The sequence below is a fragment of the Arthrobacter nitrophenolicus genome (assembly GCF_000332815.1).
In the GTDB taxonomy this organism is placed as follows: Bacteria; Actinomycetota; Actinomycetes; order Actinomycetales; family Micrococcaceae; genus Arthrobacter; species Arthrobacter nitrophenolicus.
Window position 1 is genome coordinate 67,728 of the sequence record NZ_AOFD01000005.1, and the last position, 14,006, is coordinate 81,733.

The window sequence follows — 14,006 nt, forward strand, 5'->3', positions numbered from 1 at the left end:
ATTAAGCGCGTAAGCACAAACAGCCCGGCCACCGGGCATCCTTGAAGGAGTTTGATATGCGCAAAATGGGTTACGCCGCCGGGGCACTTTCCCTGGCCGCCTCGCTGGCCTTCGCCGCCCCCGCCCAGGCCAACGGATGGCACCACGATGACGACGACGCCCTGTTGTCCGTCCTCCATGGTGTTCCCGGCCTGACGGTGGACGTGTGGGTGAACGGGAACCTCACGCTTGATAACTTCACTCCCGGCACCCTGGCCGGGCCACTCGAGCTGCCCGCCGGCGATTACCAGATCGCCGTGACTGCCGCTGACGCCACGTCCGCCGCGAACCCGGTGATCGGACCTGTGGATGTGCAGCTCGACGAGGGCGGCAACTACACGGCCGTGGCCCACCTCAGCGCCGCGGGCACCCCCACGGCCTCGCTGTTCGAAAACAGCACCAAGGGCCTCCGCAATGACCGGAAAGGCAAGCTGACGGTCAGGCACGTGGCCGCGGCTCCCGCCGTCGACGTGCTGGCGAACGGCGAACCCGTCATCCAGGGCCTCACCAACCCCAACGAAGCGGTGCTGAAGCTCAGGGCCGGCACGATTTCAGCTGCGGTAGCCGCGGCAGGAACCACAACCCCGGTGATCGGCCCGGCTGACATCACCGTTGCAGGCGGGACGAACACCATCGTCTACGCCTGGGGAAGCCTCGCCGACGGCACCCTGGCGTTGCCGTTCAGGTGGTCGACGGCGACGGGTCGTAGTTAGGGGACCCGGCGCCGGTTCCGCCTGCGGACCAGGACTGTCAGGAGGATGCCGGCGGCAAGCGCCGCGAACGCCGCGCCTGCCGCCGGCAGGAGTGCGCTGGCGCCGGTGTAGGCGAGCCCGCCGGTGGAACCGGCGGTGTACGGGCCCGATGTATCGGCCAGGCCGGCGGGTGGTGTCCCGACCGGGGAAGGTACGACGGCGGCGCCTCCATCCGAGGGATCCGCCGGCGGGACAGCGGCCGGGTCAGCCGGGGCCGGGCTGGCGGGGACAGATCCGGTAGGCGCGGGGGCAGGCACCGTTGCTGCCGGTTCGGCCGGCACCGGAGGCGCGGGCGGCTCAGCCGGAGCCGGTGGCGCGGGCGGTTCAGCCGGCACCAGAGGCGCGGGCGGTTCAGCCGGAGCCGGAGGCGCGGGCGGTTCAGCCGGGGCACGTCCAAACTCGAAACTGCTGGTGCCGGAAACGCTGAACCCGTTGACCGTCTCGGCCGTGAACTGCAGCTTTCCGCTGCCCCCGGGGGTGCTTTCAGGAGCCGTGAAGCTCCAGTTCCCGGCGTCGTCCACCGGGACCTCGAAGGGATCTCCGCCGTCCAGGGTGATCCGGACTGTTGACCCGGCGGCCACCGCGGAGGCCGGTGCCGCCGGAACAGTGCCTGTGACCTGCTGCCCCGGTTCGAAGGTGCCCCCAGGCGCGGGGCTGGTGACGGCAGGCTTGTTGAGGAAGAGTTCCAGCTGGTAGCCGGGCAGGACAGCCAGGCCCTCGCTGAGGGTCGCGGCGATGGCCATGTTCTGGACGACGTTGCCGTTTCCATCCGGGGTGTCGCCGGCAGCGTGCGTCCCCACGGCGTAGTTGCCGCTGACGTAGGGGCCGCCGGAGTCACCTCCGCTGGACTGCACGGCGTAGGACAGGAAACCGCGGAAGGCCCGCAAGTCGGTCGGGTCCATCGCGTAGGCGTGACCGGGGACTACGAAGATCCCCACCGCGTCGATAGTGCCGCAGGACCAGAATGACGTCCGCCCCGAGCGGCACACCGGCATTCCCAGCACCGGGTCCGCGCTGCCGATGATCTTGACGTCCGGCTCGGGCTGGGAGGGGTCCCCCCAGGTGCTGGCTGCCGGCAGCGGGTCCACATCGGTGCGCAGGGACTCGATGACGGAGATGTCGGTGCCCACATTCCCTGGGTTGGTCAGAGCCGTGCCGCCCGGACCAGTGGGGGTGGCGGGGTCCAGGACCCTCGAGTTGCCCGGACCGCCGTACTGGCTGAAGCCAAAGTCGCCCAGCGGGCCGGCTGGCTCACCGAGGAACTGCAGGGTGGCGGTCCTTGCCGCACCGTCGGACGCGCAGTGTCCGGCGGAGAGGACAGCAGGCAGGCCTGCTGGGTTGAAGGCGGAGAAGCCCGTGGAGCAGATCCAGCCGGTGTCGGCAATGTAGCCGACACCCCCGGGAACGTCGGCTTCGGGAGCAAGGGAGGCACCGCCGTCGAGCTCCACGTTGGCATACTTGGCTACGAACTCGGCGGGCGACACCTTTCCACTACCGGCCGAAACGGATGCCATGCCGGTCTTCGCGGTGGACTCGGGCGTGTTGACGCCGCCGCTCCGGATCACGAATTTTCCGCCGGACGCCAGCACAGCCTGCAGCCCTTCCGGGCCGACCTCGCGCACGTAGGCCTGGAAAAGCTGTTCGGTGCTGACCGCCAGTTCCGCCCCTTCGCTTGGGGCAGTGGAAGCACCAGGATCCGCAAGCCGGGCCTCCGGTACTGGCGCCTCCAGCACCAGTTCCGGGACTGACGCCGCGAGCCCCGCCACTTGTGCCAGCAGCTCCGCGCCGGACCCGGTCACCACGATCCGGCCGTCTTCCAGCCTGATGCCCTGATAGCCCGGGACGTCGCGGAGCTGAACGGCGGCAGCAGCAGCCCGGGAACCAAGCTCACCGGCCGCGGCGAACTGCTCCTGCGTGAGTCCGAGGTCGCGCTGCACCGCTTCGGCGAGCGCCGCCTCTGAAAGGCCCTTTCCGCCGTCGGATATTTCGACGCTGGGGGCATCAGCGGCCTGGTCCCCGGCCCAGGCGGGGGCGGCGGCGTATGCGGAGGACGCCAGCATCCCGGCGACGGCGCCAAGGGACAGGAACCGGCGCAGATGGACCGGCCTCATCGGGCCACCCCCGCCCCGCACAGGGACAGCACGGCGTCGAGTTCGCCGGTGCTGAGACCGTGCCGGAGAAGGTAGCCCCGGGTGTCCAGGGCGCGGACGAACTCCACCACGGCGGCACCGCGCCGCTCGAGCAGCGGCGCCAGTTCGGCGTCGTCCAGGTAGCATTCCCGGTCATGCGGCGGACCGTGGGTCCGGTAGCGCTCATTGATGCCGCGGGCGGCGCGGCGGTAGCCCTCGGCGATGTCCTGGTCGGAGTCACCTGCCAGGTCCTGGACCATGGCGGCCACCATGCCGCTGCGGTCCCGTCCGGCGGCGCAGTGCAGGATCACGTCGCCGCGGTCCGCCCCCGCGGCGAGCGCCCGAAAGACGCCCACCAGTTTCTCCGGGAAGATGCGGGCGTTGTCCGCGTAGAAGGCGGGATCGTTCAGGTAGGGGCCGCAGATTTCGGTGAAGCGGGGGTGGCCTGGCTCCTCGGTGGGTGCCGAGAGGACTGCCATGCCGTGCCACGCGGCGTCGGACACCACAGGATCGGTGTCCCGCCGGCGCGCCTCCGCGGCATTGCGAACGTCGACGACGGTGCGGATGCCGTCGTCGAACGCCTGCTGCCAGCCGGCTTCCGTCAGCCATTCGCGGCGTCCCATCCGGTAAACGCCGCCGGCCACGTGCCACGCGTTGACGGCACCATCCCAGTCCATGGACCTGCCCGTTTTCGTCACCCGGCCAGCTAATCACACCAGTCACAGGAGACGCACGTCACGATTGGGGGAGATTTGGGGGAATTGCGGGGCCGGACCCTAATGACGGCTGCCCCCGCCAGGCGTAACGTACACCTACACGCTTGTGCCTTAGGCTGTTCAAAGGAGAACGCAATGGGAATTGCACCAGTACGACGGCGTCAATCAGCTTTTGCGGCCGGCCTTGCCACCCTGGCCATGGCCCTGGGCTTCACGGCCATCCCCGCTGACGCTGCGCCCCCGCCTAACGTCGATTATGTTGCGCTCGGCGATTCATATACCGCCGGCATTGGAGCCGGACCCTACGACGACACCGAGACGTGCATCCGGACTTCGGGCGGCTACGTGGACCTAACGGCGAAGACTGGCCGCGTCAACCTGCTCGTTAACGCCGCTTGTAGCGGTGCCGAGCTTACTGGGGGGCCAACGAGCGTAGCCTCCCAGCTCAGCGATCCAGCAACCTTGGCCGCGCTAGCGGAAGCGGAGCTGGTGAGCATCACCGCAGGTGCAAACGATCTGGGATTTGCACAAATCATCGGGATCTGCGCAACACTCAGCCCAACGGATTGCCGCAACGCCGTCAACGCGGCGACTTCAGAGGAAAGCCTCTTTGCGCTCACTTTGGCGCTGGCTGAGACATATCAGGCAATCCAGGCAGCCGCGCCGGATGCGACGATCATCGTCCTCGGTTACCCGCTGCTCTTCGATACAACCGACCCGCCTGTTGCCCTCCCCATCCCTCTAACGAGTCAGGAACTAATCAACCTCGGAACCCTGGCTATCAACGGTGCCATCGAAGACGCCGTGGACCTCGCGAACGATGAGTACGACACGAACGCCGTCTATGTTGATGTGACAAAGCGCTTTGCCGGACACGAGGTTAATTCCACGGATCCCTGGATCTTCTTCGGAACGTATCTCGATTCAAGTGGTAGGCCGCAACTGGACCCCCGCAGCTTCCATCCCAACCTCGAAGGGCACCGCGCCTACGCGTCAGCCTTGCTGGCTTCAGTAAAGCTGGGTCAACTGGTCCGGCAGTAGCCAAGACCTCATCCCCGCCGGGCGAGCCTATGCCCCTGCCCGGCGGGGATCGACGTCATTCACCGGTGTGCGCCGCCCCGGACGTCCTGCCCACGGTGCGGAACCCCGCGTTGCCCATTGACGAGTCCGGCGTGTTCGAGGACCGGGCAGAGTTCCTGTACCGGTTGCAGTAGGAGTCGTGGCACAGGTACGAGCCTCCCCGCATGACCCGGACCTGGCCGCTGTCCGGTCCGCGCGGGTCGATGGCAGGAGAAATGCGGTAGTAGCCGGGGCTCCACCAGTCGGCACACCATTCCCAGACATTCCCGATGGTCTGCCAGAGCCCATAAGCGTTCGGTTCAAAGCTGCGCACGGGTGCTGTGGTGAGGAATCCATCCTGGCAGGTGTTCTCGGCCGGAAACGGCCCCTGCCAGATGTTCATCCGCCAGGATTCGCCGGCCCGCGGCTTGGTGGTGGGCATCGGGAAAGACGCGTCACCGTGCGGGTCATCTCCCAGGGGAACCTTGCACCATCGAGCCCGCCACGCGATGCAGCCTCCCACTGCGCTTCCGTCGGAAGAGCCCGGCCAGCCCACTGGCAGTACGCCACCGCGTCATTCCAGCTGACATGGACCACCGGGTGGTCCCCGAGCCCGTCGATACCGGAGTGGCGTCCCCCCGGATGTCGCCAGTCCGCACCCTTCACGCCCCGCCACCAGGCGTCCCGGGCGGAGAGCCCATAATGTCTTCCTCCGGTGCCGCCACAGCAAGATGGAAGACCGCGGAGAAGCCCCAAGCCTCGGCTTCGGTGCGGTAGCCGGTCGCCTCGACGAACCGCGCAAAGTCGTTGTTCGTCACGCTCGTCGCGTCGATTGAAAATGACTCCAGGGTTACCTGGTGGACGGGCGTTTCGCCGTCGCCCCGGTTCTCGTCCCCTTGCGAGTCCCCCATCCCGAATGTCAGGGCGGGGACAATTGCCTGCTCAATCCGGTGGCGGCCTTGCCCTGCATCGGCCAGGGCAGGCTCCGGCAGGGGTTTGTCCGACATGCCCGTGAACACTGCGCGGCCTGCCGGCGCGCAACACCCGGCACCTGGGTTCTCCTCGTTCATCCTTTTCACTTTCCCACATCGCTCCCGGGCATCACCGGCTGCAGCCGGTGATGCCCGGGTAATTCTGCTGCGTCAGCTGGATGCCCGGATACCGGCGACGTATGCCTCGACCTGCGCGAAGAGTTCTGCATCATACGGCCCCCACACCGGGCGCGGGGTGTCCTCTCCGCGGTACGGTTCGTCCGCGTACCGCTTCTGGTACTCAGCGAGCTTCTGCTCCATATCGCTCTTGATCCCGGCATATGCGGGATCGTCGGCAACGTTGCGCACCTCGGTGGGGTCGTTCCGCAGGTCGTAGAGCTCCCATTCAGGCTCGAACTGCCGTTCCGACGCCCCGGGCACTCCAAGGCCGGCGCCGTAGTAGTAGATGAGCTTGTAATCCCGGGTGCGAATGCCGTAGTGGGCGGGCGCTGCGTGGATGGGATCATCGTGTTCCCAATACCGGTAGTAGGCGGCGTCGGGCCAATCCTCGATGCTCTCCCCGCGCAGCAGCGGCAGAAAACTCCGCCCCTGCGAGGTGGGGAGCTCGTTCGTTGCGTCGATGCCGCAGGCATCCAGGAACGTCGCGGCGAAGTCCACGTTGGTGATGATCGCTTCGCTGCGGCTGCCGGCTTCGATCTGGGCCGGCCAGCGGATGAGCATGGGCATCTGCAGGGATTGGTCGAACATGAGCCGCTTGTCGAACCAGCCGTGGTCCCCGAGGAAGAATCCCTGGTCGGAGGTGTAGACCACCAGCGTGTTCTCTGCGAGCCCCTTGGCCTCCAGGTGGTCGAGCATCCGCCCCACGTTGTCGTCGATTGACTGGATGCACTGAAGGTAGTCGCGCATGTAGATCTGGTATTTCCACCGCATCCGTTCTTCACGGTTTTCCTCGCCCCGCAGGTGCTCCGGCACCTCCATTTTGATGTCGTCGGCACCCATGTCGTCAGCGATGGTCATGTGCACGCCGCGTACGGCCTTGCTCCGTGACTCATAGTCGTCGAAGAAGGTCTCAGGCTCGGGAATCGTCCCGTCAGCGTAGAGGTGCTTGTGTTTCTCGTCAGGCACCCAGGGGCGGTGCGGGGCCTTGTGGTGCACCAGGAGGCAGAACGGCTCATCCTCGCCCCGCTCGTCGATCCAGTCCAGCGACAGATCGGTGACAATGTCGGTCGCGTAGCCCTTTTCGATGGTGCGGCCGGACGGATCAATCATTTCGGGGTCCATATAATCGCCCTGGCCGGGAAAGACCTTCCACGCATCGAAGCCGCGCGGCTCCGAGACTTCCTGCTCACCGAGGTGCCATTTGCCGAACAATGCCGTGCGGTAACCGTTGTTGCGCAGCACATCGATGAACGTTGGAACGCGGTAATCCATCTCCGTCCAGATGGACGACACGCCGTTGACGTGGGAGTAGGTGCCGGTAAGGATCGAAGCCCGTGACGGGGAGCAGATGGAGTTCGTGCAGAAGACGGCGTCCATCCGCATGCCACCCTCGGCGATCCGGTCGAGGTGCGGCGTCTTGTTGACCCTGCTGCCATACGCCGAAATGGCATGGGCGGCATGGTCGTCGGACATGATGAAAATGACGTTGGTGCGTGGCATGGTGCCTGCTTCCTTGCTTTTATTTCTCATCGGCTGCTGTTGCCGGCGCGATGTCTCGGAATTCGTGGACTGCCCGGCGTCGATCACCGGTGGCAGGAGAAGGTGTTCGTGGACGGGGGACGTGCTGGTCTCGCCCATGATCAGGCGTGCGCATTCCCGGCCGGCGCCTTCAAGAGGAAGCCGCGAGTAGACCAGGTTCGGCCAGAGCCCTGTGGTGAGCGTGCCGGCGGCAAGTCCCGCCACCGTATAGCGCGGGTCCCGGCGCTGCGCCACCCGGTATACGGCCTCCACATCCGCGCCCCAGGAGCACAGAAGGGTGGTGTGCCCGGGGTCGGCTCCGTCGGTCCCGAGGGCCTGCTCCACCCGGCCGGCGAGTTCGTGCACGTACGAAGCCTGCTGGTCCGGGTTCTCCTCGAGGCGTTTGAGGTGTTCTGCCGTGATTCCGGTGGAAACCACCCGCAGTGCGACCTCGGGGCGTTGACCCAGCGCCGAGAACACGGCCTGCTCGCGGATCCTCTCCGCACGGGACACCAGATCCGGGCGAAGGTAGTAGACGGTGCGCGTCCCCCTCCGTTCAAGTTCCGCCATGAGCAGTTCGACGCCGGCCCGGTAGTCAAAATCGACCGTCGAGTATGGGCGCTCCTCTCCGAAGGCCCCGCAGTCGAGTGCCACGAAGGGGACGCTGTGCTTGGCAACGAGCTCCGCAAGCTCGCCTGGCACCTCATGGTCGTCGTGGCCCACGAAGATGAGGCCGTCGAGTTGGTAACCCCGGACCGCGGCCACCCACTGTGACGCCGGGCCCTTATGAAGGAGGGCAAGGTGAAGGCCTTGCTCGGTCAGTCCCTCGACGAGCCCCTGCACAATGGCCGCGTACCGCGGCGTGGTGACCGGTTTGTCCAGGAGCACGCCGATGGTACGGCTGGTGCCGGCCTGCAGTGATCGGGCGAGGCCGTTGGGAACGTAGCCGATGTCCCTGGCGATCTGCCGGATTTTCGCCTTCGTGGTGCCGCTCAGGGGAAGGGTGCTCTGCTCATTCAGGGCGTAGGACACCGTTGACACGGACACGCCTGCACGGCGGGCGATGTCCTTGAGCGTTGGTCGGGCTCCGGCAGTCATGCTATTGGCCCCGCCGTGCTTTCAGCTCTTCCACGTTGGCAGCCACCCGTTTGCGGTTGAGCGGGTAGATGAAGAGCAGCAGGAGAGCGGCAACGGCGTAGAGGACGCCGGGCACGAGTGTGGATACGAGGTAGATCCCGTTGATGGTCTCCTCGGTCTGAGTGGGCGAGCCGGCCTGGAAGCCGACCGCCGTCAGTGCCACGCCCGCGAGGCCACCGGCCAGGGCCAGTCCTACCTTGCGCGCCCAGGTGTTGACCGCATAGACGGTGCCGTCGTCACGCTCACCGCTGCGCACCTCCTCGTGATCGATGACATCGCCGATTAGCGCCCAAACGAGCAGCGAGTAGGTACCCATACCGAAACCGGCAAGCACTGTCAGGACGATGAAGACCCATGGCGAGGTGACGTGCGTAAGGGCCAGGAACATGTAAACAGCGGCAGAGAAGAGCATGCCCGTGACGATGATTTCCTTCTTGCCGAAACGGCGGGCGAGCCACGCCGCGACCGGCGCCAGCACAAGGCCTGGCAGGTAGTTCGCCAGTTGGGCAGGACCGGAAAGCGCACCGTTGTTGAAGTAGTTCAGCCACAGGTACGCCGCCATGGACATCGTGAGCAGCGACGCAAGCATGAGGATCAGGTTTCCGGCCATGAGCCCCAGCAGCGCCCTGTTTCCGGCCAGGGAACGCAGGAGTTTCAGGAAGCTGCGCTTTTCCTGCACGGGTACTGCCTGCACGCGTTCACGCACCTGGGTGTAGCAAATGGCATAGAACGCGAGCGCGGCGATGGAGAACCCCACACCTGTCATGAAGAAGGAACCGGGAAGGACCTGCGAAACCCCGTCAACGGTCGCGTAGATCAGAAGTGGGGGAACAAGGGCCACGAACAGGCCCGCGACGTTTGCTCCGAAAGCGCGGAACACTGAGAGGGAAGCCCGCTCCCCCGGGTTCGGACTCATGACGGATGCCAGCGAACCGTAGGAAATGTTGACCATCGTGTAGAAGACGGAACCCCACAGCAGGTAGGTGACAGCAGCGTACGTAAGTTTCAGGCCGTAGTCCCAGTCAGCAATGAAGGGTGCATAAAGGAGCGCACTTACAACGACGAGGGGCAAGGCAGCCCTGCCGATCCAGGCACGGAAGCGGCCGGCAGGCGACGGGCGGTGCCGGTCCAGGAAACGCCCCCAACCCACATCCGTGAAAGCATCGATGAGCCTGGCCGCGAGGAACAGGATGCCGACGTGCGCGGGTTGGAGTCCTGCCACGTTCGTGTAGAACACGAGCAGGTAGGAGGATGCGAGCAGGAAGGTGAAGTCATTCCCAAGGTCGCCGAAAAGGTAGCCGATTTTGTCGCGCCACCCGAAGGGGCGCATCACGGATTGGAATGAAACGGGTGCGGCGGCGGTGCCGATTGATTCGCTCATGAGACTCCTCGTTGAGTGCGGGATAAAAGTACCTTAAGGAGTTCAAACGATTGAAGCCACCCTTCAATCGTTTGAATATTTCACCCTGCCCAAACCCAACAGCTGGGCATCGAAGGACTGCCCCCCCATCAACCTTTGCGGCTACCCCCGCCGGGCGAGCCTGTGCTCCAGCCCGGCGCGGACCATGGGCCATTCGTGCTCAAGGATCGAGAAGACCACGGTGTCCCGCAGGATGCCGTCGCGGGTGCGGGAGTGGTTCCGCAGCACGCCGTCCTGCTTGGCCCCCAGCCGGGCGATCGCCTCGCGCGACTGGTGGTTGAGCCAGTGCGTGCGGAACTCGACGGCCGGGCAGCCGATGGTCTCGAACGCGTGCCGGAGCAGCAGCAGCTTGGAGTCCGGGTTGGTGCCCGTGCCCTGGACTGACGCCGCGTTCCAGGTGGAGCCGATCTCCACCCGGGGCGTGCCGGCGTCGATATTCATATAGGTGGTCATCCCGATGATCCGGCCGGGGCCTCCGGTGGCGGGGTCGATCAGCCGCGTGGTGAACGGCAGCATCGAGCCCTCGTCCTGCAGCGCCAGGCGGCGCTGAATCTCTGCGGCCATTTCATCCGGCGCCGGCACCGAGGTGTACCAGAGCTTCCACAGCTCACCGTCGGCTGCCGCAGCAACCAGGCCGTCGTGGTGCTCCCCGGCCAGCGGCTCCAGGATTACATGGCGGCCGGTCAGGGTAAGGGGTTCTAGGAAAGTCACTGCACCAGCCTAGGCCCCGCCACCGGGGCCGGTTACGCTGGGACAGCACCAGGACGGCGAGCAAGGGAGTTGACGTGTCAGGAACAAATCCGGACCCGGAGGACGACAAGATCACAGGCCTGGAGCCCGGCGGCGGCGTGCCCCCGGGAGAAACCCCGCCCGGTGAAGCCTCCACCGCCGGCCCGCAGGGGCACGACGAGCACGGGACCAGGAAGAGCACACAGTTCCTGTGGATCGCGATCATCGGGATCGTGGTCCTGCTGTCGTTGCTCTACTTCATCGGCTACATCGTCGGGTTCTTCGACTAGGCGGCCGCTTAAGGCGCGGTCCTAGCTGGGCCAGTCGAAGAAGCCCTTGCCTGCCTTACGCCCCAGTTCGCCGCGGGCCACCTTGTCCTTGAGGATCTGCGGCGGCGCGAAGCGCTCCCCCAAAGTCGAGTGCAGGTATTCGGCAATCCCCAGCCGGACATCCAGCCCCACAATGTCGGTGGTCCGAAGCGGCCCGGTGGGGTGTTTGTAGCCAAGGACCATCGCGGCATCGATGTCCTCTGGCGAAGCAACGCCCTCTTCCACCATGCGCATCGCCTCCAGTGCGATCGCGACCCCCAGCCGGGACGATGCGAAGCCAGGGGCGTCATTGACGACGACGGCGGTTTTGCCGAGTGCCTCCACCCACCCCTTCGCCGCCTGCGCGAGTCCGGGTGACGTGCGCTCCCCCAGCACCACTTCAATGAGGGTGGACGCCGGGACCGGTTGAAGAAATGCAGGCCCAGGAAGTTCTCCGGCCGCTTCAGCTCGCCGGCAAGCCCGTTGACGGACAGGGACGAGGTGTTCGAGGCGAGGTACGCGTCGTCGGCCAGCCGCTCCTCGATGCCGCGCAGGGCAGTGACCTTCAGGTCCCAGTCCTCCGGCACGGCCTCCACCACGAGCTGCCGGCCGGTGAAGGCGTCGTAGTCCACGCCCACAGCCAGCCGGGACACCATCTCGTCCAGGTTGGCGTCAGTGGCGCCGCGTTCAATGCTTTTGGCCGCGGCCGCCTCGATCCGCTCGCGGGCTGCCTCGGCGGACGGCTCGTCGCGCTCGATCACCAGCACGTCGGCGCCCTTGACCAGGAAGGCGTGCGCGATCCCGGCGCCCATGCGGCCGCCGCCCAGGACACCGACGTGTGCGGGGAGTCCGGGAGCAAGTTTGGGGTTGGTCATTGGTCCTTCTTTCCGGTTTCGCTGCCCGCTTCCAGGCCGGATTCCCTGCCGGCCTTCCTGGCGGCGTTCCTGTCCAGGAACTTCTGCATCCGCTCGAACTTCGCCTCGGACTCGAACAGGATCCCCTGGGCCAGCTGGTCGATCAGGGGGTGGGCCTCGGCCGGGGCATGGAACACGGACTTGGTGATGCGGACCGCCAGCGGATCCTGCCGCCCGATGCCGTCCGCAAGCTGGTGGGCAGCGTCCAGCAGGCCGTCCGGCTCATGGATTCCGGTGATGAGGTTGACCGCCAGCGCCTCCTCGGCGCCAAGGACCCGGCCGGCCAGCAGGATCTGCTTGGCCACCGGCTCCCCCACCAGCTCTTTAAGCCGCCAGCTGGCGCCGGCAGCGGCGAGGATCCCCAGGCCGGTCTCGGGATTGCCGATCCGCACCGCAGGCGTGCCGATCCGGAAATCGGCTGCGTACGCGAGTTCGGCCCCGCCGCCAAGGCAGTATCCGTCCAGGGCCGCGATCACCGGCATGGGCAGCTTCGCGATCCGGACGAAGATGGTGGAGTTGATGCCCTGCAGGGCGTCGTCCCGCCGGCGCTCCCGCAGCTGTGCGATGTCCGCCCCGGAGGCGAAGACGCCGTCCGTGCCGGCAATGATCAGGATTTTCGGGTTCTGTTCCAGCGCGGTGCAGACGGTGTGCAGTTCGTCCACCATCTGCTGGTCGATGGCGTTCCGCACCTCGGGCCTGTTGAGCAGCACCACTACCCGGTCACTGCGTTCCTCCACCAGGAGGGCGTGGAACTTTTCAGCAGCCAGGTCCACGGCGCCCGGCATCAGACTTTCTCCAGCAGCATTGCCGTGCCCTGGCCCACGCCGATGCACATTGTGGCGAGGCCAACCCTCGCATCCTCGCGTTCCATCCGGCCCAGCAGGGTGATCGCAATCCTGGCCCCGCTGGAACCGAGCGGGTGCCCGAGGGCTATCGCGCCGCCGTCGTTGTTGACGATGTCCGGATCGAGGCCCAGCCGGCGGATGCAGGCAAGGGACTGGGTGGCAAAGGCTTCGTTGAGTTCGACGGCGGCAAGGTCGCCGACGCTGAGGCCGCTGCGCTTCAGGACTTTCTGGGTGGCGGGGACCGGGCCGATGCCCATGATCTCCGGCTCGCAGCCGGCCGAGGCGCCGTCGATGATGCGTGCCCGGGGTGTCAGTCCCAGCCGTTCGATGGCGGCCTCCGAGGCCACGATGATCGCGGAGGCGCCGTCGTTGAGGGATGAGGAGTTGCCGGCGGTGACCACCGTGCCGCCGTGTGCCACCGGCTTCAACCCGGCGAGGACATCCATGGTGGTTCCCCGCCGCGGTCCTTCATCGGTGTCCACCACGGTCTCGGATTTACGGGTCTTGACAGTGACGGGGACAATCTCGTCCTTGAACCGGCCGGCTTCAATGGCGGCGAGGGACCGTTCGTGCGAGCGGACGGCGAAGGCGTCGGCGTCCTCGCGGGAGATGCTGTCCACCCTGGCCACCTCTTCCGCGGTTTCCGGCATGGAGTACGTCATCTTGCCGTCGCGGGACAGGGCACCGTGCTGGAAATGCGGGTTCGTGAAGCGCCAGCCGATGGAGGTGTCGAAGATCTGGCCCGGCTTGGCGAAGGCGGCGGTGGGCTTCTCCTGCACCCACGGTGCCCGGCTCATGGATTCCACGCCGCCGGCGATGACGATGTCCGCGGCACCGGCCTTGATCATGTGGCTGGCCTGGATGATGGCACTCAGGCCGGAGGCGCACAGCCTGTTGACTGTGATTCCGGGAATATGGAGGGGCAGCCCCGCCAGCAGCGTGGCCATCCGGGCCACGTTCCGGTTTTCTTCGCCCGCGCCGTTTGCGTTGCCCAGGATGACCTCGTCAATGCTGTCCGGGTCCAGGCCCGCCCGGTGGACGGCTTCCCGGACTACGAGGGCGGCAAGGTCATCGGGGCGGACGGACGAGAGCGCGCCGCCGTATTTGCCCACCGGCGTTCTGACCCCGCCAACAAGGAAAGCCTGCGGACCTGCGGTTGCAGCCATGGAAACACCCTTCATGCGATAAACAGCACTGTCATCGGCATCCGGCATCGCGGAATTCACCACTTACCGACCGTTCGTTCTGTAAATAGTACACGGGAGGGCTGCGGTTGCGTACCTCCGGAG

At 66.3% G+C, this 14,006-nt stretch carries 10 protein-coding genes and 2 pseudogenes; 3 read left to right on the forward strand and 9 right to left on the reverse strand.

The genetic code is table 11. The features are described 5' to 3' along the window. The first annotated feature begins 56 nt into the window (after positions 1 to 56). Complete coding sequence (locus G205_RS02825) at positions 57 to 752, forward strand: DUF4397 domain-containing protein (RefSeq protein WP_009356639.1); 696 nt, start codon at positions 57 to 59, stop codon at positions 750 to 752. On the opposite strand, the gene G205_RS02830 is transcribed toward G205_RS02825, so the two are convergent. After that, positions 749 to 2,902, reverse strand: coding sequence for a S1 family peptidase (locus G205_RS02830; RefSeq protein WP_009356640.1), 2,154 nt, complete (start codon positions 2,900 to 2,902; stop codon positions 749 to 751). The two genes, G205_RS02825 and G205_RS02830, sit on opposite strands and share 4 nt — an antisense overlap. Continuing rightward, complete coding sequence (locus tag G205_RS02835) at positions 2,899 to 3,597, reverse strand: tyrosine-protein phosphatase (RefSeq protein ID WP_009356641.1); 699 nt, start codon at positions 3,595 to 3,597, stop codon at positions 2,899 to 2,901. Before G205_RS02835 ends, G205_RS02830 begins: the two co-directional genes overlap by 4 nt. Before the next feature lie 174 nt (positions 3,598 to 3,771). On the opposite strand from G205_RS02835, the gene G205_RS02840 reads away from it, so the two are divergent. Then, positions 3,772 to 4,677 (forward strand): SGNH/GDSL hydrolase family protein, encoded by a 906-nt coding sequence (locus tag G205_RS02840; RefSeq protein ID WP_009356642.1) that lies wholly within the window; start codon positions 3,772 to 3,774, stop codon positions 4,675 to 4,677. A gap of 55 nt (positions 4,678 to 4,732) precedes the next feature. Here the strand turns inward: G205_RS02840 and G205_RS22410 are convergent. From G205_RS22410 to G205_RS02860, 4 genes and pseudogenes are all read right to left on the reverse strand, one after another. After that, a pseudogene (locus G205_RS22410) lies at positions 4,733 to 5,765 on the reverse strand (formylglycine-generating enzyme family protein). Between the two features lie 72 nt (positions 5,766 to 5,837). Continuing rightward, entirely contained in the window at positions 5,838 to 8,462 is a 2,625-nt protein-coding gene (locus G205_RS20895; protein WP_009356643.1) for a sulfatase-like hydrolase/transferase, read from the reverse strand. Between the two features lies 1 nt (position 8,463). Beyond that, positions 8,464 to 9,882 (reverse strand): MFS transporter, encoded by a 1,419-nt coding sequence (locus G205_RS02855; RefSeq protein ID WP_009356644.1) that lies wholly within the window; start codon positions 9,880 to 9,882, stop codon positions 8,464 to 8,466. Between the two features lie 141 nt (positions 9,883 to 10,023). Then, entirely contained in the window at positions 10,024 to 10,632 is a 609-nt protein-coding gene (locus tag G205_RS02860; RefSeq protein WP_009356645.1) for a GNAT family N-acetyltransferase, read from the reverse strand. 74 nt (positions 10,633 to 10,706) lie between these two features. Here G205_RS02860 and G205_RS02865 point away from each other — a divergent pair, with 74 nt between their 5' ends. Further along, positions 10,707 to 10,940 carry a DUF6480 family protein gene (locus tag G205_RS02865; protein WP_009356646.1) on the forward strand — a complete coding sequence of 78 codons (234 nt, stop codon included), beginning with the start codon at positions 10,707 to 10,709 and terminating at the stop codon, positions 10,938 to 10,940. 21 nt (positions 10,941 to 10,961) lie between these two features. Here G205_RS02865 and G205_RS02870 read toward each other — a convergent pair. From G205_RS02870 to G205_RS02880, 3 genes and pseudogenes are all read right to left on the reverse strand, one after another. Beyond that, a pseudogene (locus G205_RS02870) lies at positions 10,962 to 11,833 on the reverse strand (3-hydroxyacyl-CoA dehydrogenase family protein). After that, positions 11,830 to 12,657, reverse strand: coding sequence for an enoyl-CoA hydratase/isomerase family protein (locus tag G205_RS02875; protein WP_009356647.1), 828 nt, complete (start codon positions 12,655 to 12,657; stop codon positions 11,830 to 11,832). Before G205_RS02875 ends, G205_RS02870 begins: the two are co-directional and overlap by 4 nt. After that, positions 12,657 to 13,883 carry a thiolase family protein gene (locus G205_RS02880; protein ID WP_035751888.1) on the reverse strand — a complete coding sequence of 409 codons (1,227 nt, stop codon included), beginning with the start codon at positions 13,881 to 13,883 and terminating at the stop codon, positions 12,657 to 12,659. The genes G205_RS02875 and G205_RS02880 overlap by 1 nt, the downstream gene beginning before the upstream one ends. Positions 13,884 to 14,006: the final 123 nt, after the last annotated feature.